A 22,443-nucleotide genomic window follows, 5' to 3' on the forward strand; every position below is an offset into this window, starting at 1 on the left:
TCGGGTCAGGTCGGCGTTGGTGCCGACCGGGTGACCGTAAGGTCTTGACTTAGGTCCAGAGTCAAGAGAATGTTCGGACCATGAAGATCGGACAGGTCGCAGCGTCGGCGGGTGTGAGCGTGGACACGGTGCGGTTCTACGAACGCCGCGGGGTCCTTCCCGCGCCGGAGCGGTTGCCGTCGGGGTATCGCACCTACACGCCAGCAACCGTCGAGCGGATACGACTGGCCCGCCGGCTACAGGCGCTCGGGCTCACCCTCGACGAGGTCGTCGACGCCTTGCACGCCACCGACCAGGGTGACGCCACGTGTGCATCGGAGCGGTGGCGACTCGAAGCGGTCCTCGAACGGATCGACGCCAAGATCGCCGAGCTGCGCGCCGTGCGGCGCGAGGTCACCAAGGTGATGGGCGCGTGCGATCGCGGCGCGTGCGTGTTCGCCGACGCCGAGATCGGTGCTTGACCTTCGACTCGGGTGCTGACCGTACGGTCCGGGCAACAGCCGCCAGCCCGGCGGCCAACCGCCACGGAGGCACCACACATGACCACCATCAACACGTCGCCCGACCAGACGAGCGAAGCCTGCGCCGTGGATCGCTCGTGCGCAGACTCGGGCTGTGGGTGCGCCACGCCCGCGGGATCCGAGCCGGCCGCGACGACATCCCGGAAGGGTCTCAAAGCCGGGTTGTTGGCCGCGGCATGCGTGATCGGATGCCTCGCCGGTCCGCTCGCGATCGGTGGCGTCGCCGCGATGTCCGGCGCCGTGGCCGGCGAGGCGTGGCTGCTGGTCGGCCTCGCAGTCGCGACGATCGTCGTCGGCTTCGGGGTGGTTCGTCGGCGCCGCACCGGCAGGATCTGCTGAGAATCTTCGCCGGGGACTTGACCTTCGAGTCGGGTCGAACCCTTACGGTGGTCGACATGGACGGCTATTCGATCTCCCAGGTCGCCGAACGCACCGGGTTCCCACCGACGACGCTGCGGTTCTACGAGCAGTCCGGCCTTGTGCGCCCCGCCCGCACCCCCGCCGGCTACCGCTCCTATGACGACACCCACATCGAGCTGCTGTCGTTCATCGGCCGGGCCAAGGGCTTCGGACTGTCGCTCGAAGAGATCACCGAGCTGCTCGGACTGCTCGGCGACGACGAGTGCGCACCGGTCCAGGGACGCCTCCGTGATCTGGTCGACACCAAGATCGCCGACGCCCAGGCAAAGATCGCCGAGCTCGAAGGGTTCACCGCTGAGCTCCGACGGGTCGCCGCGACACTCGGCACCCACACCCCGGCCGGACCGTGCGACGACTCGTGCGGCTGCACCACCGACGAACCCGTAGGAGTCGCTCGCCCCGTTGTGCTCGGCAGGCGAGACGATGACGGAGACGCCCCGGCGATCGCGTGCACGCTGTCGGCCAACGAGGTGGGCGACCGGCTCGCCCTTTGGGACGCGACTGTGGCCGACGCCACAGGACGCGAAGCGATCGATGGCGGTACCCGACTGAGCTTTGGGCGCGACGTCGACGTCGCTGGCATCGCAGCGCTCGTCGTAGCCGAGCAGGACTGCTGTCGGTTCTTCACCTTCACGCTCACCGTTGGAGTCGACAGCGTCCTTCTGGACGTTTGCGGGCCGGCCGATGCCCAGCCCGTAATCGACTCGCTGGTCGGGGCGGCGTCGTGAACGCCCGCCAAGCGTTCGGGCGAGGCGGGTTCGTTGCCGCTGCGTGCGTTGCTTGTTGTGCGCCGCCGATCATCGCCGCGCTCGGACTGACCGCCGGGCTTGCCGCCACTGCCGGCATCTTCCTCGGCCTCGCCGCGGCCATCGCCGTGGTGCTGATCGGCGGCGCGTGGATCCTCGCCCGGACTCGCCGACACGCGAGCACCGCCGAGTGCGAACCCTCCGATGCGCCAGTCCCGGTCGCAGCGCCGACCCGCGGCCGCGTGCCGTGAACAGCGGCATGCCTCCAGCGTCCCGGCACACGAGATCTTCCAGTTCCCATGCCCTGGTCGCCGAGAAGGCATCCCGCGGCACGTCGCCAGCACAGGACAACCTGTCGGGGTGAGCGTCGCCCGGGCCGTTGCCCTGTTCATCGTTGCCGCGGTCGCCGAGATCGGTGGCGCGTGGCTCATCTGGCAAGGCGTCCGTGAGCACCGTGGCGTGGCATGGATCGGCGCCGGGATCGCTGCGCTCGCCGCCTACGGGTTCGTCGCCACCCTCCAGGACGACAACAACTTCGGGCGCATCCTCGCCGCCTACGGAGGCATCTTCGTCGCCGGCTCCCTCGCTTGGGGTGTCGTCATGGACGGCTTCAAGCCCGACCGCTACGACTACGTCGGCGCCGCCGTCTGCCTCGTCGGCGTCGCCGTCATCATGTTCGCGCCGCGGGTAGCCGCCTGAGCGGCTGGTCCGTCCGAATCCGTCGCCAACCCGAAGGGCTGGGTGTCGTCGGCGTGCGGGCTCTCGACGTGGGTCCGTGATGGGTGCAGCCGTCGCTGTGATCGGGCATGCGGCCCGACAGTTGGCTGATGGCTGTCGAGCCCCACACCAAGCATCGGGTCGCTCCCGGAGCATGCGGGTGGTGCGGTGGAGGGTCAGGTCAGAGCATGGAGCCGAGGTCGCTGCCCATGGTGGGGTAGGCGGCGGTCATCGACTTGAGCTGTCGGGTGGTGAGCCCAAGCCTGATGGCGAGCGCGCAGATGTTGATCAGCTCGGCGTACTCGGGCCCGAGCATGTGGGCGCCGACGATGGTGTCGCTGGAGCGGTCGATCAGGATCTTGGCGGCCGCGGTGGTTTCGCCGATGCGGTAGTTGGAGTACCAGCCGCTGGTGTCGGTGTAGCGGACATCGAGGTCCATGCCGGACTCCAGGGCATCAGCCTCGAGTAGACCGACGCGTGCGAGTTCGGGGATGGTGAACACCGCGGTGGCGATGCCGGCGTAGTCGGGGGTGGTGGTGGTCGACTTGACCATGTTGGAGGCGGCGACCTTGGCCTCGAACACCGCCACGGGGGTGAGCCGGGCTCCGGGGGTGTCGGCGGCGTCCCCAGCGGCGTAGACGCGGGGGTTGGTGGTGCTCTGGAGGTGACCGGCGACCTGCACGCCGTCGGGGCCGTGGGCGGTGCTGGCGGCGTCGAGGTCGAGCCGGTCCAGGTCTGGTTGGCGGCCGGCGCCGTGGACGACGAGGTCGGTGCTGATCGTGCTGCGCCCGCCGCCGGTGTCGAGGGTGACCTCGAAGCCGTCGTCGGTTGGTTGGACCTCGATGATCTCGGTCTCCGGACGCACGTCGATACTGATTGATCTGCTTCGGTCCACCAGAAGGTCGACCAGGTCGGGGTCGAAGTGACGCAAGGGGCGGGGTCCGTGGTCGGCGATCACGGCGGTGGTGCCGGCGCGCGCTGCGATGTGGGCGAACTCGAAGGAGATGAACCCGCCGCCGACGAAGAGGACCCGGGGTGGCAGCTGTTCGAGGTAGAGGAAGCCGGTGGAGTCGAGGAGGTGCTCGGCGCCGGGGAAGTCGAGCGGTCGTGGGCGGGCGCCGGTGGCGATCAGGGCGTGACGGAACCGATAGCCGGCGCCGTCGATGTCGAGTCGGTCCACGCCGGTGAATCGGGCGGTGCCGTGGAGGGTGTCGACCCCTTGGTGGGTGAGGCTGGTTTCCACGTTGGCAGGCACGGGGTCGGTGAAGCCGTGCATGTGGGCGCTTAGTGCGGGCCAGTCGATCCGCAGCCCGGCCGGGTCGATGCCCTTGCCCGCGAAGAGCTGAGCCGCGTCGACGATCTCGGCGCCGCGGCGCAGGATCTTCTTCGGGTCGCATCCCCGCAGCGCGCACGTACCGCCGTAGGGGAGGTCGTCGACGATCCCGACCCGCCATCCCGCGCGGGCGCACTTCTCGGCCGCCGCACTGCCCGCCATCCCAGCGCCGATCACGATCAGGTCGTAGGGAGCCGCGGCGCTCACGTCGTGGCCGCCGGCTCGGTCCTCGAAGCGGACTCGAGGGTGCGGTGGACGTCTGCCAGGCAGCCCCTGGTCGACGGGTTGAGATGCTCGCAGGCGTAGTGCCCGTCGGTGACGGACGACGTCCTAGATGCTCTCATGCTGCGCTCGTCGATGTGGCAGTCGAAGAAGGCGCAGCACGCCTCCTAACGGACGGCGGGGCCCCGGATCTCCGCCGGTGGTCATGGTGGCCCGCGAGTCGACGCCGGACCATCCCCACGGCCGCGCTCCTCTGAGGAGTCATGAGGTGCGTCGGGCCCGTCTTCAACGACAGTGGCCCCATGTGGCGCGACCGATGTCGACAAGGTCGTCGAGCGGGTGGGGTTCGCCGGGTGGTGAACCAGCCGCCGAGTGCCACAGCTGGAGGTGGCCGCGGTTGCAGAAGAGATCGGCTCTGGAGCAGAACTCGTCGATGAGCTGGTTGCCGCAGGATTCGAGAGCGGGGAGCCATCCCCACGGTTCGGCGGCGGGGGCATGGCCGGCGATGAAGGTCACGACGATCGTTGCATGGCAGTACCCGCAGCGGGTGGCGGCGACGGCGTCGAGGCCGAGCGCGGCGGGGATGCCGACGGCGTCGAACGCGCACCAGGTGTGCCGATCATCGCCATCGATCGTGAGTGTGTGCTTCGTCGGACGAGTCGTGAGACCAGCGATCCCGTCGACACGGCCGTCGGTGACCGTGGCCGCTTGGCGGGCGAGAAGGCTGTCGATGACGACTTGCACGCGTTCCGGCGCGAGACCGGCGGCACTGCCGAGCTCGGTCGCTGTGAGACGTTGTCCGGCGCGGATCGCCGCGAGGCCCGCGCGTTGAACGGCGAGTTCGTCGCGGTGCCCGTCGAGCGGCAAAGTCCGGTCAGGCGCTGTGGTCACGATGTGGCTCTGTCTGTGGCGGCGCCCGGGAGGCCCTCAACGTCACAGCAGGGCCTGTCAGATGGTCTGTGTAGGAGCTCCTCTTCCATGAGGTAGTGAACGTGTCCATGACCGATGACGAGGTCGAGCGGTCGGCTGAGCGGGCTGCTGTGCAGCAGCTCGTCGATGCCGGACTGCTCGACGATCTGATGTCCCGGGTTGATGCCGGGGAGGTGCAGCTGACCGGCGAGGGCGGCTTCTTGCCCGAGATGATCAAGGCCGTCCTCGAACGGGGTCTGGCCGCTGAGCTGACCGGCCATCTCGGCTACGAGCGGGGCGACCCGGCCGGACGGGGGTCGGGGAACTCGCGCAACGGCTCCACGCCGAAGACGGTGGCGACCGAGGTCGGCGATGTCGATCTGGCCACGCCCCGGGACCGGCTCGGGACCTTCGAACCCCGGCTGGTCCCGAAGGGCGCCCGGCGGACCGGGGGCCTCGACGAGATGATCATCTCGCTCTACGCCGGCGGCATGACCATCCGCGACATCGGCGCTCACCTGGCCCGGACGCTGGGCACCGAGCTGAGCCACGAGACGATCTCGAAGATCACCGACGCCGTGCTCGAGGAGGTCAAGGCCTGGCAGAGCAGGCCGCTCGAGGAGCTCTACCCGGTGATCTACCTCGACGCTCTGGTGGTCAAGGTCCGAGACGGCCATCAGGTCCGCAACAAGGCCGCCCACATCGCCGTCGGCGTCGATCTCGACGGCATCAAGCACGTGCTGGGGATCTGGGTCCAGGCCAACGAAGGGGCCAAGTTCTGGGCGGCGGTCTGCGCCGAGCTGGCCAACAGGGGCGTCCGAGACGTCCTCATCGTCTGCTGCGACGGGCTCACCGGGTTCCCCGAGGCCATCGAGGCGACCTGGCCCCAGGCCACCGTGCAGACCTGCGTCGTGCACCTCATCCGGGCCTCGATGCGCTTCGTGTCCTACAAGGACCGCCGAGCCGTCGCCGCTGCGCTCAAGCTCGTCTACACCGCCCCCAACGCCGAGGTCGCCGAGGCCGCCTTGCTCGAGTTCGCCGAGTCAGACCTCGGTCAGCGCTACCCGGCCACGGTCTCGACCTGGACCGCCGCGTGGGAGCGGTTCATCCCGTTCCTCGAGTTCCCGCCGGCGCTGCGCAAGGTGATCTACACGACCAACACGATCGAGTCGCTGAACTACCAGCTCCGCAAGATCATCAAGAACCGCGGTCACTTCCCCAACGACGACGCCGTCGTGAAGCTCCTCTGGCTCGCCATCCGAGACATCGAAGACAAGCGGGCCCGCCAACGCGCCGCCGAAGCCGGCAAGGCCCGCAACAAGCGCACCGCCCCCGGCCACCTGGTCGAAGGCGCCGCCACCCACGGATGGCGACCCGCCCTCGGCGCCCTCACCATCGCCTACCCCGACCGCCTCGCCGGCCGGATCTGACCCCCCAACCACGAGCTGCTTACACAGAAGTCTTGACAGGCCCTCACAGCAGGCGTGAGCGTCGTGTCGCCGGGCGACGACGAGCGCGCCGACGAGAAGCCCCGCCACCACGCCGAGCCCGATCGATCCGCCCATCCATCTGACGGTGACCGGCAGGCTTCCGGCCGTGGCGAGGGCGGTCAACGAGCAACACAGCGCCATGCCCACTGCGGACACGGCACCGAACCGGACCGCGTCGGGCGCTCTCACAGGCCCATGGCCTCGCGAAGCTGTTCCGTGGACGGCGCGCCCTGGACGCCGTCGGCCGACACGAACACCCGACATGCCCACGACGTCTCGGTGCCCGGCTCGACGAACGGGTCGACACCGTCGATGAGAATCGTCGGCGAGCCGTGCAATCCTGCAGCTTCCGCTTCGCCCGGGTCGGCGACACGTTGGCTGACCACGCGGATCTCGGGATCACCGTCGCTGACCTCGCGCACGCGTTGCTCGGCGAGGCCGACGTTCGGGCAGTCCTCGAAATACAGGATGCGAACCTCCATGCGCCCACCCTAAACCTTCCCGTGCACTGGAAGGTCAAGGGGTCTAGGGTTCGCTCGTGCGCATCGGTGAGCTGAGCGAACGCAGTGGCGTGCCCACCAAGACCATCAGGTACTGGGAGCAATCCGGGCTCGTCGCCGAACCTGCTCGCACCGGTTCCGGCTACCGCGACTACCACGATGACACGCTCGCGGTGTTGCGCTTCGTGCGATCCGCGCAGGCGGCAGGCTTCACCGTCGCCGAGATCGCGCAGATCATCGACATCCGCTCCCGTGGCGAGGCGCCCTGCGAACACGTGACCACGTTGATCGACCGGCACCTCGCGGACATCGACCAGCGCTTGGCCGAGCTGCGCCAGGTCCGCACCCAACTGCGAGCACTCGCCGCCAACGCCAACGCGCTCGACCCGGCGCGCTGCACCGACTCCCCCGTCTGCCAGATCATCGACAGCACCTGACCAACCGCGCCTGCCACGCGAGTTCAATTTCCTCGACCCAAGCGGAAGCTGTGTGCGGATCGGGCGCAACAGCTGAACTGGGCCCGGAGGTCACCAGCGATCGGTCGCTGTACTCCCAGCAGCCGAAAGCAGACTCAGCTGGAGGCGCGCATCTGCCGGAAGCGGCGCCGCCAGGGGTGGCAGTCGAGTTGCTTGCTGCGTGACCGACGACCCGGCCCGAGTCCGCTCCGCGATGATGAGAACCATGGCCGACCCCTCCCGTCGCTTCACGGCGACCGTTGTCAGCAACGCAAAGCGGCGCGTCCTCGTACCGCTTCCCTTCGCGCCCGACGACGCCTGGGGCCACAAGCCCTCGCATCCCGTGGCCGGCTCCGTGAACGGCATGGGTGTCCGAGCCGTCGTCGAAGCGATCGACGACGGATGGGGGATCGTGCTCGGACCGGCGTGGCGACGCGACTGCGGAATCGCTCCCGGTGACGAGGTCGACGTCGTTCTCTACCCCGAAGGGCCCCAACGCGACGACCTTGCCGATGACATCGCCGCAGCGCTCGCGGCCGAACCCGACGCCGCTGCGTTCTTCGACGGGCTGGCCCAGTTCTACCGCCGCGCCTACCTCCGCTGGATCGACGCCACCAAGCGTCGACCAGACCTTCGCGCCGAACGCATCGTCGAAGTCGTCGACCTTCTCAAGGCGGGCATCAAGGAACGTCCCCGGTGAGAGGCAACTGCGACGGTGCTCAGCGAACGATGAGCGACCCGAAGTCCGGTCGCCGTGGGCAACTCAAGGCTTCTACACTCTCTTCTACACCGCGGGCTGGGATTCGCTGGTCCGCAGTGGTACGGACTGGCACGACGAATGCGCGAAAGCCCCTCATAACCCGAAGGTCGTGGGTTCAAATCCCACCCCCGCCACCATTTGAATGTGCTGGTCAGGCCCCACTTCTCGGAGTGGGGCCTGCTGCTTGTTCGGGGTGGGGTCTACCGGGTGATCTACCGGCTCGGGCGGGTGCGGCTCGCTGACCTGGGGCTTCGTTCGGATCGTGCCGGTAGACGTCTACCGGGCGTGGGCGGCGAGGAGGGCGGCGAACTGCTGGGCGGCCGCCGCGCTCATCCCGGGGAGCAGGTGCTGGTAGGTGTGGATGGTGAAGGCGACGTTGGCGTGGCCGAGCCGTTCGCTGACGACCTTGACGGGCACGCCGTCCATGATCAGCAGCGAGGCGTGGGTGTGGCGCAGGTCGTGGAAGCGGATCCGTGTCAGGTCGGGCATCGTCCGCTGGAGGCGGTCGAAGAGCTGGCTGAGGGACTCGGGGTTGAGGAACCGTCCGGCGGTGTTGAGGAACATCCAGTCATCCGCGCCGTGGGCCAGGCCTTCACGGCGCAGGTGTCGCCGCCACCGTGCAAGGACATCCATCGTCGCGTCGTCGAGGTCGATGCAGCGGCGGCTGGTGCGCGTCTTGACCGGGAACTCGACCGGGTGGCCGGCGATGCTCTGGAGGGTGCGGCTGATCGACAGGCGCTGGTTCGTCCGGTCGAGATCGGACCACCTCAACCCGGCGACTTCACCGCGGCGCATCCCGGTGCAGGCAGTGAGGTGCAGCGCCGGGTACAGCCGGTGTCGGCGCGCCGAACCCAGGAACGACGCCAGTTCGGCAGCGGTCCAGGACCGGGGGACGGTGCGGGTCTGGCGCTTGTGGCGGGCGTTGGTGGCATAGGCGACGTTGCCGTCGACGAGCTGGCGGCGGATGGCCAGATCGAGGCTCGACCGCACGATCACGTGGACCTCGTGGACGGTCTTGGGGGCGAGGCCGGTGCCGTGTCGGCCGCCGGTCGTGGCGAGTTGGTCGTAGAGGCCGTCGAGGTGGTCGGCGCGAAGCCGCCGGAGCGGCACGTGGCCGATGGCGGGGTTGATGTAGTTGTCGACCATCCACGTGTAGCGGTACGAGGTGGACGCTCGAACGTGGCGTCGCTTGGTGGGCAACCAGGTGTCGGTGAGGAACTCGCCGAGATGGACCGGTCCACCCCGCCGCGGTGCTGAGCCGGCGGCGTCGCGTTCGATGCGGGCGGCCATCGCTTCGGCGTCGTGACGGTCCCGGCCGGCGGGATGCCATCGTCGTCGTTCCCGGCCGGTGAGGGGGTCGAGGCCGTCGTAGGCGACGACGTAGAAGCGGTCCTTGCGTTCGATGATGTAGGCCATCGCCGAAGCGTGGAAGGGTGACCACTTCGGTACCAACCCCACGAGCCCCTCGGGAAGATGACCTCCGCCGGGGGAGGTGCCCACACGCCAGCCTGGGCGGCTCGTCTCGGGGTCAGCTGGCTTGCATTGCGGCGGCCGGGCGGAAGGGCTCGGCGAGCTGGCCAGTGAGCGTGGTGGGGTAGTCGGGTCGTCCGGCGATGCCGAGGTCGTCGGAGGTGACCACGGCCCGGGTGTTTGCCGGGGTGTAGGTGCCCATGGCTCGGTCCCACAGGAGGGTGAAGAGCCCGAAGTTGACGTCGCCCTGGCCGGGGTAGCGAAGGTGGTGGAGGCGGTGCCCGGCGTTGATGGCCAGCCAGCGTTCGAGCGGGCCACTGATGTAGTCGATGTTGGCGTGTTGCACGAGGAGCTGGATGGCGACGCAGCCGGCGACCGCGACGGCGACGGGTTGGGGGATGCCGATGAGGAGGAGCGGGGCGACGCCGGCGGTCATCTCGATGGCTTGGTGGATCGGGTGCTTCATGAGCCCGTTGAGTCCGTAGAAGCGCGTCACGCTGTGATGGACGGCATGGAAACGCCACAGTCCACCGAAGCGGTGGCTGGCGGCGTGGGCGAAGGTGATGCCGGCGTCGAGCACCAACACCGCACCGAGGACTTGAACGACGAAGGGCAGGTCGCTCGGCCACAGGTCGGCGAGCGTGAGCGTGCTGGCGAGCAGCGGGAGCAGCGCAACGCTGGCGACGTTGAGGGATTCGTTGAGAGCGGCGTAGAGGAAGTCGCGGCCAGTGTCGTCTCGGTCGACGTTCCAGTCTTGGTCGTACGGGGCGAGGCGCTCGGCGAGGAAGGTCCAAGCCAACGCCATGACGATCACGGCGATGACCGCCCAGTCGCGGCCGGTTGCGGCGGCCCAGAGCACGATCCCGTCCGCCCCGACCAGAAGCAGCGGGAGGTGGGTGTAGCGAATCACCGATCGCACCGTGCCGTCGGTCGTTGTAGGGGTCATGGTCTCGAGCATGGGGGAAGAGAGCCGTGCGGGCTTGTAGGCAGATGCCGCGTTCAATCGGGTGGCTGGAATCGGGTGGCGGCGAGCAGGTCGGTGGGGGCGAGCCCGAAGTGATCACGGAAGGTGTGGGTGAGATGCGCGCTGTCGGCGAACCCGGCGTCATGTGCGGCAGCGGTGAGCGACGTGCCCTGGGCGAGGGCTTCGACGGCGTGCAGCATCCGGACCCACCGCCGGTAGCTGCGCAGCGGGATGCCGACCTCTCGGGCGAAGCGCTGCGAGAAGCGGCTGGGGGACAGGCCGGTGCGGGCGGCGAGCTCGACCAGGGTGCCGGCGTCGGGGTCATCGGCGAGCTCTGCGAGCACGGCGGCGACCGCAGGCGTCACCGGCGCCGCGGTGACGGTGGTGTCGTCGACCAGTGCGAGGACCTCGCTGACGATCTGCCCGCCGTCGCCGACCGGTGCTGGGGTGAGGGTGTCGGCACCGACGGGCCGGCCGTCGCAACGCGCGGAGAGGCGGCGCCCAGCGGCGCTGTCGCCGTCGACGAAGACGATGGTCGCGGTCCCCGAGGAGGCGATCGCATGGGCGAGGTCGGACGGGATGGTGATCGTCGGGGCCCTCAGCACGGTCGAGGAGGCGTCGCGGCCGTGGGCGACGGTCACGTCGGTGGTCGAGGAGATGATCTGCACAGCGTGATGGGCGTGGCGACCGGTCGGTCCGTAGACACCGGTGTAGCGAAGCCACCACGGCCCGACCGCGACGAGTCCGCCCCAGCCGGCGCGGCGCTCAGCCACAGCCACGCTCCAGCGCACGATCCGAGACGACCGACTTCACAAACATTGACTCTACGGTATCTACCGTTATCATCGCCCTATGCCGTTGCTTCGTTCCCCTGAGGAGGTGCTGCCCGGGAAGGGCAGCCGACGGGCGGATCCGCCGGTGCGGGGCGCGTCGGGTGAGCGGATGTCGACTGATGTCCAGCTCGCAGCGCAGCTGTTCCGGGGGTTCGCTGATCCCATCCGCCTCGCCATCCTCGACCAGCTCAGCGGCGGCGAGCTACGAGTCACGGACCTGGCGAAGCGGTTGGAGGGATCCCAGAGCAACATCTCGGGGCACCTGCAGTGCTTGAAGGGGTGCGGGTTGGTGACCGACCGGCCCGACGGCCGTCAGGTCTTCTACCGGATCGCCCGCCCCGAGGTGGTGGCGGTGTTGCGCTCCGGCGCCCAGTTGCTGGCGTGTGACGGCGTGGAGATCTCCTTGTGCCCGAACTACCAGGCGGCCGAATGAACAGCCCCGATCCCCTCGGGTCCGCCGCCGACGTCGATCACGACGACGATGTCGACGACGATGATGACGTAGAGCACGTGTGGGAGAGCCGGGAGGTGCGCTGGTCGGCGCTCGCCGGGCTCTTGCTGGTCGTCGGATTCGTCGCCGGCCGCTTCGACGCCCCCGACATCGCGGTCACCGGTCTGTACGTGGCCTCGACGGTGGCGGGGTTGCGGTTCTTCGCGCTCGAGGCGGTCACCGAGCTGGTGCGCGATCGGGTGATCGGCATCGAGCTGTTGATGACCGTCGGCACTCTCGCCGCGGGCAGCCTCGGCGAGTGGGGCGAGGCCGCCACGCTCGCGTTCCTGTACTCAATCTCCGAAGCGCTCGAAGAGTTCACCGAGGACCGCACCCGCAACGCCATCCGCGCCCTGATGGACCTCGCCCCCAAACGCGTGAACCGACTGCGTGACGGCGTCGAGGAAGAGATCGACCTCGACGCGCTGGCGGTGGGGGACCGGTTCGTGGTGCGCCCCGGCGAAGGACTCGGCACCGACGGCGTCATCGTCGAGGGCCGCTCCGCGCTCAACGAGGCAGCCATCACCGGCGAATCGGCGCCGGTCGAGAAGCAGACCGGCGACAAGGTGTTCGCCGGCACCCTCAACACCACCGGCGCGCTGGTCGTGGAGGCAACCGCGACCTCGGCGGACAACACGCTGGCCAAGATCGTGCACCTCGTCAGCGAAGCCCAAGAACAAAAGGGCCGGGGCGAGAAGTTCATGGACCGCTTCGCCCGCCGGTACTCACCGGCCGTGCTCGCCGGCGGGTTCGCCGTCGCCGTCGGGGGCGGTGCCCTCACCGGCGAGTGGTCCGAATGGGTGGCCCGGGCGGCGACGGTGATCGTCGCCGCCGCCCCATGCGCGCTGGTGATCTCGATCCCGGTCAGCTACGTCGCCGCCATCGGCAACGCCAGCCGCAAAGGCATCCTCATCAAAGGCGGCATCTACCTCGAAGAGCTCGCCCGGCTCACCGTGCTGGCGCTCGACAAGACCGGAACTCTCACCCAGGGCCAGCCCCGAGTCGTCGACGTCATCCCCGCCCCCGGCGAGACCGAACACACAGTGCTGGCAGCTGCGTCGGTCGTCGAGCAGCGTTCCGAGCACCCCCTCGCCAAAGCCGTGATGATCCGCACCCGCGACCTCGGCATCGCCACCACATCGGCCGGCGACACCTTCGAGGCCCTCGTCGGCGCCGGCGCCCAAGCCTCCGCCGACGGCCACCGCTACCTGGTCGGATCGCCCGCCCTCATGGAAGACCGCGGGCTCGCACTGAACGGGCTGCGCGACCGCGTCGAGCAACTCGAGACCTCCGGCCAAACCGCGATCGTGACCGCCGTCGATGACCGGGTCCTCGGCGTGATCGGCATCGCCGACGTCATCCGCCCGCAAGCCGTCGACGCCATCGCCGAGCTCCGCCAGGAGGGGGTCGACCGGATCGTGATGCTCACCGGGGACAACGCCCGCACCGGCGCCGCGGTCGCGAGCCAGGTCGGCATCGACGAGGTGCACGCCCACCTCAAGCCCGAAGACAAGTCCCGACTCATCGCCGAACTCGCCCGCAGCGGACACGTCGGCATGGTCGGCGACGGCGTCAACGACGCGCCCGCCCTCGCCGCCGCGTCGGTCGGCATCGCGATGGGCACCGCCGGCAGCGATGTCGCCCTCGAAACCGCCGATGTCGCCCTGATGGCCGATGACCTGTCCAAGCTCACCGAGGCCCTGCGCATCGGGCGCCGCACCCGCCGAGTCGTGGCCCAGAACATCGCGCTCAGCCTCGTCATCCTCGCCGTGCTCGTCCCCGGCGCCCTCTTCGGGGTGTTCGGCCTGCCAGTCGCGGTGCTCGCCCACGAACTCTCCGAGCTCGCCGTGATCGCCAACGGACTCCGGCTCGCCCGCAAATGACCACCGACCTCTCCGGCCCGTCCCGACGCAAGCACTTCACCCTCGTGGCCACCGCGGCCGCCGTGTTCGCCATCGACCTCGCCACCAAGATCGCGGCGAGCGCCGCGCTCGCCGACCGCGACATCGACCTGCCGGGCCCGCTCGATCTCCGCCTCTCCCACAACCCCGGCGTCGCGTTCGGCATGGGCACCGACACCCCGACGTGGCTGGTCCTCACCCTCACCGGCGCCGTCGCCGCCGGCATCGCCGTCGCGGCGTGGCGAGGCCTGTTCGCCAGCTCCATCGCTGCGGGCGTCGTCGTCGGCGGCGCACTGGCCAACGTCGCCGACCGGTCGCAAGCCGGCACCGTCGTCGACATGCTCTACACCGGCTGGTGCCCGACCTTCAACGTCGCCGACATCGCCATCGTCTGTGGAGCGTTCGCGCTTGCGGCCACAGCCTGGCGCGCCCCACCCGACGAGCCAGCGACCGTGCCATGACCGACACCGACCCGACTGCCATCGAACGCACCGTGGTCTTCATCGACCTCGCCGGGTTCACCGTGGCCACCGCCGCCCACGGCGACGAGACGGCCGCCGACCTCGCCGAGCGGCTCGGCGAGCTCACCACCACCTCCCTCGGCGACGGCGACCAACTGGTGAAGGGCATCGGCGACGCCGTCATGCTGGTCTCCAACAGCTCGCATGAAGCTCTCGCTCTCGCCGGGCGGATCTGCCACCTCGCCGATCACGAGGCCGCCTTCCCGCTCCTGCGCATCGGACTCCACCACGGGCCGGTCGTGGAACGCGGCGGCGACTGGTTCGGAGCCACCGTCAACGTCGCGGCCCGCATCGCCGCCCTCGCGCAACCCGACCAAGTGGTCGCCACCGCTGCGGTCGCCGACGCCGCCGAGCACGCCGGCATGGCCGTCGCCGCCCTCGGACCGACCGCGCTTCGCGGTATCCCCGAACCGGTCGACCTCTACGCCATCACCTCATGTCCCGCTCTGCCCGACCGTTCCGTCGATCCCATCTGCCAGATGGCAGTCGCAAGATCCAGCGCCGCCGCCACCCGCACCGTCAACGGTGTCGAACACCTGTTCTGCTCGCCCGAATGCGTTAGGACCTTCGACCGCCTCCCCACCGGCGAGCAGTGACCGGCGCGCATAGCTGACAATCCCGCGCGTGCCTGTGTTCGGCTCGACATGGTGACCTGCGCGACCTCGCACGCATTCGGATGACTCTGCATCGCGGTGCAGAAGTGCGATCAGTCGGCGGACCAAGGTGCCCTCCGCCACCACATCGGGCCCAAGGTCCCTTCCGCCACGGAGGGATGTGGCGCACGATCACCTCATGGCAGCCGACGAAGTCACCACCGAACCCGCCGAGACCCCCGCCGCGGTCACCGTCCCGTCGAAGCGGAGCTGGCTGCTCGTCGGTGGGATCCTGATCGCGGTGCTGGTGCTCGCCGTCGGGGCGTGGGCGATCGTGTCCCCTGGGGTGGTGTAGGTCGGCGGGGTCCACCACTTGGGTGGGCCACCGGCGAGATCCTCGACGTGTCCTAGCCGGGATACGAACAAGGAGACACCGCCGGTGGCCCTCTCAGAGTCTGACCTGTCCGAGCTGCTCGACGCGTTGCGCGCCGGGGAGCTGACCGACACCATCCGCACGAGCCTGGAGTGGATCCTCCAGCAGTTGATCGAGGCCGAAGCGACCGCCGTGATAGGCGCCGCGCCCCATGAACGCACCGACGCCCGGACCGCGCAGCGCAACGGGCACCGCCCCCGGTTGTTGGCGACCCCGGCCGGTGACGTCGAGCTCAAGATCCCCAAGCTGCGGACTGGGTCGTTCTTCCCGTCGCTGCTCGAGCGGCGCCGCCGCATCGACCGGGCCCTGTTCGCAGTGGTCATGGAGGCCTGGGTCCACGGCGTCTCGACGCGCAAGGTCGACGACCTCGTCGCCGCCCTCGGTGTCAGCTCGGGGATCTCCAAGTCAGAGGTGTCGCGGATCTGCGCCGAGCTCGACCGGGACCTCGAGGCGTTCCGCACCCGCTCGCTGGGCCATGTCGAGTTCCCGTACGTGTTCGCCGATGCCACCTACGTCAAGGGTCGCATCAACGGCCGCGTCGTGTCCCGAGCCGTGGTGGTCGCCACCGGCGTGACCGCCAACGGCGACCGGGAGGTCCTTGGCGTCGAGGTCGGCGACAGTGAGTCCGGGGCCTTCTGGACCGCGTTCTTCAAGGGCCTCCGCGCCCGGGGCCTGGCCGGGGTGCAGCTGGTGATCTCCGATCACCACCTCGGCCTCAAGGCCGCGATCGAGTCGACCTTCGTGGGCTCGGCGTGGCAGCGCTGCCGGGTCCACTTCATGCGCAACGTCCTCGCTCGCGTGCCGAAGGCGTCGGTCGAGATGGTCGCCGCCGCCATCCGGACCGTGTTCGCCCAACCCGACGCCGCCCACGTCCGCGCCCAGCTCGACGAAGTCCAGGCCATGCTTGCCGCCCAGTTCCCCGACGTTGCGGCCCTCCTCGGCGACGCCGCCGAGGACCTGTTGGCCTTCACCGCCTTCCCCCAGGCGCACTGGCGCAAGATCTGGTCGACGAACCCGCTCGAGCGGCTCAACGGCGAGATCAAGCGTCGCACCAACGTCGTCGGGATCTTCCCCAACGACGCATCGGTCGCCCGGCTCATCACCGCCGTGGTCGTCGAGACCCACGACGAATGGGCCGTCGCCGAACGCCGCTACCTCTCAGAAGCCTCCATGGCCAAGCTCTACGCCACCGCCGACACGACCGATCCCGAGGAGCCGCCCCTGGCCATCACCGCCTGAGCCACACTGATAGCCAGCGTCGAGGACCAGACCGACGCCGACCTACACCACCTCGCGGGACGCCAACGCGTGGGCCGTCGTCGCGAGCCAGGACGACGACACCCCGTCCTACGACGCTGCCCCGATCGGGTGGATGCACCAGGGCTGCCAGCAGTGGGCCGACAGCTACCAGGGCACCGGCGGCCCCGACGGCGCGTGGTGCAGCTCGATGACCGACTGGATGAACCAGCGCATGGGCCCCAACGCATCCGGCCAGAACGGGATGATGTCGGGCTCGATGATGTGGCAGGACCCCGCCTCGATGCGCGCCACGTGTGCGCAGTGGATGGGCACCAACCCCAGCGGCGTCCCCACCGGAGCCGACACCACCGAATGGTGCGATCAGATGATCGACTGGATGGACCAGCACATGGGTGACTGGGACAACTGGATGATGAACGGGCCCATGATGGGCAATCCCTGACCTGCGGGCTCGGCGGCGCTGGCCTCGAGTTGCGCACCGCCGATCATCGCCGCACTCGGCGTGACCGCCGGGCTCGCGGCCACTGCCGGCATCTTCCTCGGTCTCGCCGCGGCCATCGCCGTCGTTCTGATCCGCGGCGCCTGGATCCTCGCCCGGACACAACCGGCCCACGGGTGCCACCGAGTGCGAACCCGTGGGCGAACCAGTGCCGGTCTCGGCGCCGACCCGTCACCGCGTGCCGTGAGCCCCGCCACGGTCACCTAGAGACCATCCCGCGCAACATCGTCGGAACCAGCGAGCCCTGTTGGGGTGAGTGTCGCCCGGGCCCTCGCCCTGTTCATCATCGCCGCAGTCGCCGAGATCGGCGGTGCGTGGCTCATCTGGCAGGGCGTCCGCGAGCACCGTGGCGTGGCATGGATCGGTGCCGGGATCGCTGCGCTCGCCGCCTTTGGCTTCGTCGCCACCCTCCAGGACGACAACAACTTCGGGCGCATCCTCGCCGCCTACGGCGGCATCTTCGTCGCCGGCTCCCTTGCCTGGGGCATCGTCATGGACGGCTTCAAGCCCGACCGCTACGACTACGTCGGCGCCACCATCTGTCTCGTCGGCGTCGCCGTCATCATGTTCGCTCCGCGGGCTGCCGTCTGAGTCCCTGGTCGGTCCGAACCGCGTCGGACGACGGCACCCAGCGGCACGACCTTGCGTTCGCCTTCTCTCGTAACCCGAAGGTCCCGGGTTCAAATCCTGCCCCCACCATGTGAAAGCCCAGGTCACAGACCTGGGCTTTCGTCATTCCCGGGACGGCGTCACCGGCGACGTCTAGCGGCACGGGACCGGAGGCCATCTCGGGCTGTACCGTCGATCGTGATGCCGACGCGCCTGCCCCGCTGGACCTGGCTGCTGGTCCTGCCGATGCTGGTCGGCGCGCTCCTGCTGATGCACGGCCTCGACGCCGGCGCCGGAGATCACCACAGCCCGGCCGCCGCGGCCGCGGCGCCCGTCGTCGACGCCCACGCCCACACCGAGCCCGGCGTGCACCTCGATGCCTCCGCGTCACCGTCCGAGCACGGTCACTGCCTCGACTGCCTGGCGGGGCACGTGATGGCCGCGTGCATGGCCATCATCACCACCATCGTCGGCATCGGCTTGGCCCGACGCCGCCTGGGCGGCGGGCTGATCACGGCCCTCGCCGCCACCCTCGAACGGGCCGCAAGTGGCCTGGTCGAGTCGCAACGGCCGCCAGACCCGGCGTGGGTCCGGCTGTCGGTCATGCGCTGTTGAAGCGCCCTTTCATCTGAACACCCCGGTGCGCGGCTGCGCACCGCCACATCCGTTCTCTCGAAAGGAGCGCGCTCATGCGCCGATCCCTCATTGCTGTTGTTCTGTCCCTGCTCACCCTCTCCCTGGTCCTCGCCGCTTGTGGCGACGACGAAGCGTCCACCGACGACCCGATGGGCTCCAGGTCCGATCAGATGGACGGCGACATGGGCGGCATGGACGGCCACGACGAGTCCACCCCCGTCGCGCCCGGCGCCCGACGCATCGAGGTCGAGGCCACGTCCTTCGAGTTCGACCCCGACGAGATCACCGTCACCGCCGGCGAAGACGTCGCCATCGTGCTGACCTCAGATGACCTGCTGCACGACTTCACCATCGACGACATCGACGTGCACGTCGCCGCCGACCGCGGCGAGACCGCCGAAGGCGGCCTGCGGGCCGACGAACCGGGCGAATACACCTTCTACTGCACCGTCGCCGGCCACCGCGAGGCCGGCATGGAAGGCACCCTGGTGGTGGAGGAGCCGTGAGCGTCGCCCTCCTGGTGGGGGCGATACCGAGCCCGCCGGAGAACGCCATCGGCATCGGGCCGCTGCAACTGCGGGCCTACGGGCTCGCCATCGCGTTCGGGGTGTTGGTGGGGGTGTGGGTCGCCCAGCGTCGCTGGGCGGCCCGCGGCGGCAACCCCGCCGACATCTCGTACCTGGCGACGTGGTCCGTGATCGCCGGCCTCCTTGGGGCGCGGGCCTACCACGTGCTCACCGACTACCACCGGTTCCAGGGCCGCTGGCTGCACGCCTTCGCGGTGTGGGAGGGCGGCCTCGGCATCCCCGGCGGGCTCCTCGCCGGGGTGGTCACCGGGGTGGTCCTGGCCCGGCGCCGAGGGCTGCCGGCCGCGCAACTGCTCGACGTGGTCGCCCCGGCCATCCCGCTCGCGCAGGCCATCGGCCGGCTGGGCAACTGGTTCAACCAGGAGCTCTTCGGCCGGCCCACCGACTTGCCCTGGGGGTTGCGGATCGACGTCGCCCACCGGCCCGACGGCTACGAGCGGTTCGCCACCTTCCATCCCACGTTCCTCTACGAGGCGCTGTGGAACCTCGCCCTCGCCGGGCTGCTGGTGCTCTACGAGCGCCGCCGTCCCGGCGCCGCGCCCGGGACCCTGTTCGCCCTCTACGTGGGCGGCTACGGCCTCGGTCGACTGTGGGTCGAGGCGTTGCGCATCGATGACGCCACCCGCATCGCCGGGCTGCGGGTGAACATCTGGGTCAGCCTCCTGGCGATCGCCGCCTCGATCGTGGCGCTGGCCGTGCTGCACCGCCGGCAACGACGACGAGCCGCTTCACCGACCAACGACGACGAGCCGCACCTCGCGGCATCATGAACCCGAGCAGCGGAGGCCCCGACATGGCACCCGAACAGCACCACACCCACAGCGACACCGCCGCCGATCACAGCAGCGGCGACGGTCACGGACCGGACCACCACGCCGGTCACGAAGTTCGACGTGGCGAGGGTGGTCACGGCGAGCACACCGCCGGCAAGCACGCCGGGCACCACACCGAGGCGTTCCGCCAGCGGTTCTGGTGGTGCCTGGCCATGACGATCCCGGTGGTCGCCACCAGCCACATGGTCATGGACTGGTTCGGCTACGGGCTCGACTTCCCCGGCATCGAGTGGGTCGGCCCGATCCTCGGGTCGGTGATTTTCTTCTGGGGCGGCTGGCCGTTCCTCGAGGGTGGCCGACGGGAGCTGAAGGACCGCCAGCCGGGGATGATGCTGCTGATCGCTATGGCGATCACCGTCGCCTACGTCGCGTCGATGGCCACCTCCCTTGACGCGTTCGACCTGGACTTCTGGTGGGAGCTGGCTGCCCTGGTGACGATCATGCTGCTGGGCCACTGGCAGGAGATGCGGGCCCTCGGCCAGGCCCAGGACGCCCTCGCCGCCCTCGCCGCGCTGCTCCCCGACGAAGCCGAACGGGTGGGGCCCGACGGCACGGTCGAGTCGGTCGCCGTCGACGAGCTTCAGCGTGGGGATGTGGTGCTGGTCCGCTCCGGTGCCCGCGTTCCGGCCGACGGCGAGATCATCGAGGGGTCCGCCGAGCTCGACGAGTCCATGATCACCGGCGAGTCCAAGCCCGTGACCAAGGAACGCGGTGACCGGGTCGTCGCCGGCACGGTGTCCACCGACTCGGCCATCCGGGTGCGGGTCGACGCAGTGGGGGAGGAGACGGCGCTGGCGGGCATCCAGCGGCTGGTCGCGGAGGCGCAGTCGTCACAGTCCCGGGCCCAGGTCCTGGCCGACCGGGCCGCCGCGCTGCTGTTCTACGTCGCCACCGGCGCTGCGGCGATCACCGCGGTGGTGTGGGTTGCCCTCGGTGACACCGACGAAGCGGTCACCCGCGTCGTCACCGTGCTCGTCATCTCCTGCCCCCACGCCCTCGGCCTTGCAATCCCGTTGACGACGTCGATCTCCTCGGCGCTCGCGGCGAGCAATGGGATCTTGGTGAAGGACCGCCTCGCGCTGGAGCAGAGCCGCACCGTCGACACGTTCCTTTTCGACAAGACCGGCACCCTCACCAAGGGTGCTCACACCGTCGTCGGCGTTGCCGGCGCTGGCATCGACGAGGACGAGGTCCTCCGTGTCGCAGGCGGCGTCGAATCCGACAGCGAACACCCCCTGGCCCGGGCCATCGTCGCCGCCGCACGAGACCGAGGACCCATCGCCCCCGCCTCGGAGTTCCGGTCCATCACCGGGCGCGGGGTGGAGGCCACGATCGACGGGACCGCGTACGCGGTCGGCGGGCCCGCCCTGCTGCGGGAACGCTCGCTCACCGAGCCCGACGCGCTGTCCGAGTGGTCATCGCGCTGGCGCGATCGCGGTGCCTCGGTCCTGTACCTCACCCGCGACGACGCGATCGTCGGTGGCATCGCACTCGAGGACGAGATCCGCCCCGAGGCCCGCCACGCCGTCGACGAGCTGCACACCATGGACCGCCGGGTCGTGATGATCACCGGCGACGCCCGACAGGTCGCCGACGCCGTCGGCGCCGACCTCGGCATCGACGAGGTCATGGCCGAGGTCCTCCCCGAGGACAAGGACGCCAAGGTCGCCGAGCTCCAGGCCCGCGACCTGAAGGTGGCGATGGTGGGCGACGGCGTCAACGACGCCCCGGCGCTGGCTCGCGCCGACGTCGGCATCGCCATCGGCGCAGGCACCGACGTCGCCATCGAGTCCGCCGGACTCATCCTCGCCAGCTCCGACCCACGCGCCGTGGTCAGCATCATCCGGCTCTCCAAGGCCGCCTACCGCAAGAGCCTCCAGAACCTGTGGTGGGCCGCCGGCTACAACGTGCTCGCCATCCCCATCGCCGCCGGCGCGTTGATCTGGGCCGGCATCACCATGCCCCCCGCGGTGGCCGCCATCCTGATGAGCGTCTCCACCATCGTCGTGGCCCTCAACGCCCAGCTCCTCCGCCGCGTCGAGCTCCGCCCTCCGGAGCTCGCCGACCAACCCGCCCCACAGCCCGTCGAGAAGGCGGTGGCGTCATGACCGACCCATCTGGTGCCGGGGCGGATCGATCCGATCACGTCCTGCTGGTCGCGTTGGCCGTCTGTTGTGCGGGGCCGATGCTGCTCATCATCGTGCTCACCACGGTGCTCGGCGTCGCTATCGGTCCTGCCGCAGCCATCGCCATCGGCACCGTCGCCGCCGGTGTCTGCGTCGCGGTCATGGCCCAACACCACCGGCGACACCGGATCCGATCGGATCAGCCAGGCGGGTAGGGGTCGAGTCCGTGGGTCTCCTGCTGCTCGCGCACGTAGGCGATGATCAGGTCGATCTCCTCGTCGCTGAGTCCCTCGACGGGCGGCATGTCCCCGAAGTCCCAGTGATGCGCCGCCGAGCCCTGGGTCACCGCAGCTCGAAAGGACGCGTCGGGGTGGTGGTCGGGTGCGTCGACCTGCGACAGGTGCGACGGGCCCTGGTCGGTGCCGCGGAGGTCGGCGCCGTGGCAGGACGCGCACGACTGTCCATACAGCTCTGCGCCACCGGAGGAATCACTGGCTCGGGCGGTCGAGTCGTCGCTGGAGCACGCTCCGGCGGCCAGCGCCACGAGCTCACACGCCGCGATGGTCAATGTCGTCGGACGTCGACGGATCGGTGCCGGGCCCATCCGTTCGACGG

28 protein-coding genes are annotated in these 22,443 nt (G+C 69.7%); 21 read left to right on the forward strand and 7 right to left on the reverse strand.

Annotated elements, in window-relative coordinates; translation table 11 throughout:
- The first annotated feature begins 80 nt into the window (after window positions 1-80).
- The 5 genes from HC251_RS04765 (at window position 81) to HC251_RS04785 (ending at window position 2,386) form a co-directional block, all read left to right on the forward strand.
- Window positions 81-461 carry a heavy metal-responsive transcriptional regulator gene (locus HC251_RS04765; protein WP_219944165.1) on the forward strand — a complete coding sequence of 127 codons (381 nt, stop codon included), beginning with the start codon at window positions 81-83 and terminating at the stop codon, window positions 459-461.
- Between the two features lie 78 nt (window positions 462-539).
- Window positions 540-860: a hypothetical protein gene (locus tag HC251_RS04770; protein ID WP_219944166.1), complete on the forward strand. Its 321-nt coding sequence runs from the start codon at window positions 540-542 to the stop codon at window positions 858-860.
- Window positions 861-916: 56 nt separating this feature from the next.
- Window positions 917-1,669 carry a MerR family transcriptional regulator gene (locus HC251_RS04775; RefSeq protein WP_219944167.1) on the forward strand — a complete coding sequence of 251 codons (753 nt, stop codon included), beginning with the start codon at window positions 917-919 and terminating at the stop codon, window positions 1,667-1,669.
- Window positions 1,666-1,938: a hypothetical protein gene (locus tag HC251_RS04780; RefSeq protein WP_219944168.1), complete on the forward strand. Its 273-nt coding sequence runs from the start codon at window positions 1,666-1,668 to the stop codon at window positions 1,936-1,938. Before HC251_RS04775 ends, HC251_RS04780 begins: the two co-directional genes overlap by 4 nt.
- A gap of 109 nt (window positions 1,939-2,047) precedes the next feature.
- Window positions 2,048-2,386 (forward strand): YnfA family protein, encoded by a 339-nt coding sequence (locus HC251_RS04785; protein WP_219944169.1) that lies wholly within the window; start codon window positions 2,048-2,050, stop codon window positions 2,384-2,386.
- A 199-nt stretch (window positions 2,387-2,585) separates the two neighbouring features.
- Here HC251_RS04785 and HC251_RS04790 read toward each other — a convergent pair whose 3' ends face one another.
- Together HC251_RS04790 and merB are read right to left on the reverse strand one after the other, a co-directional pair.
- Complete coding sequence (locus HC251_RS04790; RefSeq protein ID WP_219945616.1) at window positions 2,586-3,899, reverse strand: NAD(P)/FAD-dependent oxidoreductase; 1,314 nt, start codon at window positions 3,897-3,899, stop codon at window positions 2,586-2,588.
- A gap of 345 nt (window positions 3,900-4,244) precedes the next feature.
- Window positions 4,245-4,850, reverse strand: coding sequence for an organomercurial lyase (merB, locus tag HC251_RS04795; RefSeq protein ID WP_219944170.1), 606 nt, complete (start codon window positions 4,848-4,850; stop codon window positions 4,245-4,247).
- A gap of 107 nt (window positions 4,851-4,957) precedes the next feature.
- Here merB and HC251_RS04800 point away from each other — a divergent pair, with 107 nt between their 5' ends.
- The gene (locus tag HC251_RS04800; protein ID WP_219941247.1) at window positions 4,958-6,298 is read left to right on the forward strand and encodes an IS256 family transposase; all 1,341 of its coding nucleotides are present in this window, start codon (window positions 4,958-4,960) and stop codon (window positions 6,296-6,298) included.
- A 245-nt stretch (window positions 6,299-6,543) separates the two neighbouring features.
- On the opposite strand, the gene HC251_RS04805 is transcribed toward HC251_RS04800, so the two are convergent.
- A complete protein-coding gene (locus HC251_RS04805; RefSeq protein ID WP_219944171.1) occupies window positions 6,544-6,840 on the reverse strand; it encodes a thioredoxin family protein in 297 nt (98 codons plus the stop codon).
- A 56-nt stretch (window positions 6,841-6,896) separates the two neighbouring features.
- On the opposite strand from HC251_RS04805, the gene HC251_RS04810 reads away from it, so the two are divergent.
- A complete protein-coding gene (locus HC251_RS04810) occupies window positions 6,897-7,295 on the forward strand; it encodes a heavy metal-responsive transcriptional regulator (RefSeq protein WP_219944172.1) in 399 nt (132 codons plus the stop codon).
- Between the two features lie 244 nt (window positions 7,296-7,539).
- Entirely contained in the window at window positions 7,540-8,013 is a 474-nt protein-coding gene (locus tag HC251_RS04815; RefSeq protein ID WP_219944173.1) for a YdeI/OmpD-associated family protein, read from the forward strand.
- A 336-nt stretch (window positions 8,014-8,349) separates the two neighbouring features.
- Here the strand turns inward: HC251_RS04815 and HC251_RS04820 are convergent, their stop codons facing one another.
- The 3 genes from HC251_RS04820 to HC251_RS04830 all read right to left on the reverse strand — a co-directional run bounded on the left by HC251_RS04820 (window position 8,350) and on the right by HC251_RS04830 (window position 11,280).
- Entirely contained in the window at window positions 8,350-9,489 is a 1,140-nt protein-coding gene (locus tag HC251_RS04820) for a site-specific integrase (RefSeq protein ID WP_219944174.1), read from the reverse strand.
- A 112-nt stretch (window positions 9,490-9,601) separates the two neighbouring features.
- Window positions 9,602-10,501, reverse strand: a complete 900-nt coding sequence (locus tag HC251_RS04825) for a sterol desaturase family protein (RefSeq protein ID WP_219944175.1) — start codon at window positions 10,499-10,501, stop codon at window positions 9,602-9,604.
- A gap of 41 nt (window positions 10,502-10,542) precedes the next feature.
- Complete coding sequence (locus HC251_RS04830; RefSeq protein WP_219944176.1) at window positions 10,543-11,280, reverse strand: helix-turn-helix domain-containing protein; 738 nt, start codon at window positions 11,278-11,280, stop codon at window positions 10,543-10,545.
- Between the two features lie 106 nt (window positions 11,281-11,386).
- Here HC251_RS04830 and HC251_RS04835 point away from each other — a divergent pair, with 106 nt between their 5' ends.
- The 13 genes from HC251_RS04835 (at window position 11,387) to HC251_RS04895 (ending at window position 22,043) form a co-directional block, all read left to right on the forward strand.
- Window positions 11,387-11,773, forward strand: a complete 387-nt coding sequence (locus tag HC251_RS04835) for a helix-turn-helix transcriptional regulator (RefSeq protein WP_255566599.1) — start codon at window positions 11,387-11,389, stop codon at window positions 11,771-11,773.
- Window positions 11,770-13,713 carry a cation-translocating P-type ATPase gene (locus tag HC251_RS04840; RefSeq protein WP_219944177.1) on the forward strand — a complete coding sequence of 648 codons (1,944 nt, stop codon included), beginning with the start codon at window positions 11,770-11,772 and terminating at the stop codon, window positions 13,711-13,713. The genes HC251_RS04835 and HC251_RS04840 overlap by 4 nt, the downstream gene beginning before the upstream one ends.
- Entirely contained in the window at window positions 13,710-14,192 is a 483-nt protein-coding gene (locus HC251_RS04845; protein ID WP_219944178.1) for a signal peptidase II, read from the forward strand. The genes HC251_RS04840 and HC251_RS04845 overlap by 4 nt, the downstream gene beginning before the upstream one ends.
- Entirely contained in the window at window positions 14,189-14,848 is a 660-nt protein-coding gene (locus HC251_RS04850) for an adenylate/guanylate cyclase domain-containing protein (protein WP_219944179.1), read from the forward strand. Before HC251_RS04845 ends, HC251_RS04850 begins: the two co-directional genes overlap by 4 nt.
- A 196-nt stretch (window positions 14,849-15,044) precedes the next feature.
- Entirely contained in the window at window positions 15,045-15,200 is a 156-nt protein-coding gene (locus HC251_RS04855) for a hypothetical protein (RefSeq protein WP_219944180.1), read from the forward strand.
- Window positions 15,201-15,284: 84 nt separating this feature from the next.
- A complete protein-coding gene (locus tag HC251_RS04860) occupies window positions 15,285-16,517 on the forward strand; it encodes an IS256 family transposase (protein ID WP_219942972.1) in 1,233 nt (410 codons plus the stop codon).
- Between the two features lie 133 nt (window positions 16,518-16,650).
- Complete coding sequence (locus HC251_RS04865) at window positions 16,651-16,980, forward strand: hypothetical protein (RefSeq protein ID WP_219944181.1); 330 nt, start codon at window positions 16,651-16,653, stop codon at window positions 16,978-16,980.
- Between the two features lie 309 nt (window positions 16,981-17,289).
- Window positions 17,290-17,628, forward strand: a complete 339-nt coding sequence (locus HC251_RS04870; protein ID WP_219944182.1) for a YnfA family protein — start codon at window positions 17,290-17,292, stop codon at window positions 17,626-17,628.
- Window positions 17,629-17,847: 219 nt separating this feature from the next.
- A complete protein-coding gene (locus HC251_RS04875; protein ID WP_219944183.1) occupies window positions 17,848-18,261 on the forward strand; it encodes a hypothetical protein in 414 nt (137 codons plus the stop codon).
- Window positions 18,262-18,335: 74 nt separating this feature from the next.
- Window positions 18,336-18,788, forward strand: a complete 453-nt coding sequence (locus HC251_RS04880) for a cupredoxin domain-containing protein (RefSeq protein ID WP_219944184.1) — start codon at window positions 18,336-18,338, stop codon at window positions 18,786-18,788.
- Complete coding sequence (gene lgt / locus HC251_RS04885; protein ID WP_219944185.1) at window positions 18,785-19,639, forward strand: prolipoprotein diacylglyceryl transferase; 855 nt, start codon at window positions 18,785-18,787, stop codon at window positions 19,637-19,639. Before HC251_RS04880 ends, lgt begins: the two co-directional genes overlap by 4 nt.
- 23 nt (window positions 19,640-19,662) lie before the next feature.
- Window positions 19,663-21,810, forward strand: coding sequence for a copper-translocating P-type ATPase (locus HC251_RS04890; RefSeq protein WP_255566601.1), 2,148 nt, complete (start codon window positions 19,663-19,665; stop codon window positions 21,808-21,810).
- On the forward strand, window positions 21,807-22,043 hold the full coding sequence (locus HC251_RS04895) for a hypothetical protein (protein WP_219944186.1): 237 nt from the start codon (window positions 21,807-21,809) through the stop codon (window positions 22,041-22,043). The genes HC251_RS04890 and HC251_RS04895 overlap by 4 nt, the downstream gene beginning before the upstream one ends.
- Here HC251_RS04895 and HC251_RS04900 read toward each other — a convergent pair.
- Window positions 22,028-22,432 carry a cytochrome c gene (locus tag HC251_RS04900; RefSeq protein ID WP_219944187.1) on the reverse strand — a complete coding sequence of 135 codons (405 nt, stop codon included), beginning with the start codon at window positions 22,430-22,432 and terminating at the stop codon, window positions 22,028-22,030. The genes HC251_RS04895 and HC251_RS04900 overlap by 16 nt on opposite strands.
- Window positions 22,433-22,443: the final 11 nt, after the last annotated feature.

Origin of the sequence: Iamia sp. SCSIO 61187, assembly GCF_019443745.1 — a bacterium.
Taxonomy (GTDB): Bacteria; Actinomycetota; Acidimicrobiia; order Acidimicrobiales; family Iamiaceae; genus Iamia.

Bases quoted from the DNA above. Each gene is read 5' to 3' on its own strand.
- HC251_RS04765 (WP_219944165.1), top strand. From the start codon at position 81: ATGAAGATCGGACAGGTCGCAGCGTCGGCGGGTGTGAGCGTGGACACG.
- HC251_RS04770 (WP_219944166.1), top strand. From the start codon at position 540: ATGACCACCATCAACACGTCGCCCGACCAGACGAGCGAAGCCTGCGCC.
- HC251_RS04775 (WP_219944167.1), top strand. From the start codon at position 917: ATGGACGGCTATTCGATCTCCCAGGTCGCCGAACGCACCGGGTTCCCA.
- HC251_RS04790 (WP_219945616.1), bottom strand. From the start codon at position 3,899: ATGGCGGGCAGTGCGGCGGCCGAGAAGTGCGCCCGCGCGGGATGGCGG.
- HC251_RS04800 (WP_219941247.1), top strand. From the start codon at position 4,958: ATGACCGATGACGAGGTCGAGCGGTCGGCTGAGCGGGCTGCTGTGCAG.
- HC251_RS04805 (WP_219944171.1), bottom strand. From the start codon at position 6,840: ATGGAGGTTCGCATCCTGTATTTCGAGGACTGCCCGAACGTCGGCCTC.
- HC251_RS04815 (WP_219944173.1), top strand. From the start codon at position 7,540: ATGGCCGACCCCTCCCGTCGCTTCACGGCGACCGTTGTCAGCAACGCA.
- HC251_RS04820 (WP_219944174.1), bottom strand. From the start codon at position 9,489: ATGGCCTACATCATCGAACGCAAGGACCGCTTCTACGTCGTCGCCTAC.
- HC251_RS04825 (WP_219944175.1), bottom strand. From the start codon at position 10,501: ATGCTCGAGACCATGACCCCTACAACGACCGACGGCACGGTGCGATCG.
- HC251_RS04840 (WP_219944177.1), top strand. From the start codon at position 11,770: ATGAACAGCCCCGATCCCCTCGGGTCCGCCGCCGACGTCGATCACGAC.
- HC251_RS04845 (WP_219944178.1), top strand. From the start codon at position 13,710: ATGACCACCGACCTCTCCGGCCCGTCCCGACGCAAGCACTTCACCCTC.
- HC251_RS04850 (WP_219944179.1), top strand. From the start codon at position 14,189: ATGACCGACACCGACCCGACTGCCATCGAACGCACCGTGGTCTTCATC.
- HC251_RS04855 (WP_219944180.1), top strand. From the start codon at position 15,045: ATGGCAGCCGACGAAGTCACCACCGAACCCGCCGAGACCCCCGCCGCG.
- HC251_RS04865 (WP_219944181.1), top strand. From the start codon at position 16,651: ATGCACCAGGGCTGCCAGCAGTGGGCCGACAGCTACCAGGGCACCGGC.
- HC251_RS04875 (WP_219944183.1), top strand. From the start codon at position 17,848: ATGCCGACGCGCCTGCCCCGCTGGACCTGGCTGCTGGTCCTGCCGATG.
- HC251_RS04880 (WP_219944184.1), top strand. From the start codon at position 18,336: ATGCGCCGATCCCTCATTGCTGTTGTTCTGTCCCTGCTCACCCTCTCC.
- HC251_RS04890 (WP_255566601.1), top strand. From the start codon at position 19,663: ATGGCACCCGAACAGCACCACACCCACAGCGACACCGCCGCCGATCAC.
- HC251_RS04895 (WP_219944186.1), top strand. From the start codon at position 21,807: ATGACCGACCCATCTGGTGCCGGGGCGGATCGATCCGATCACGTCCTG.
- HC251_RS04900 (WP_219944187.1), bottom strand. From the start codon at position 22,432: ATGGGCCCGGCACCGATCCGTCGACGTCCGACGACATTGACCATCGCG.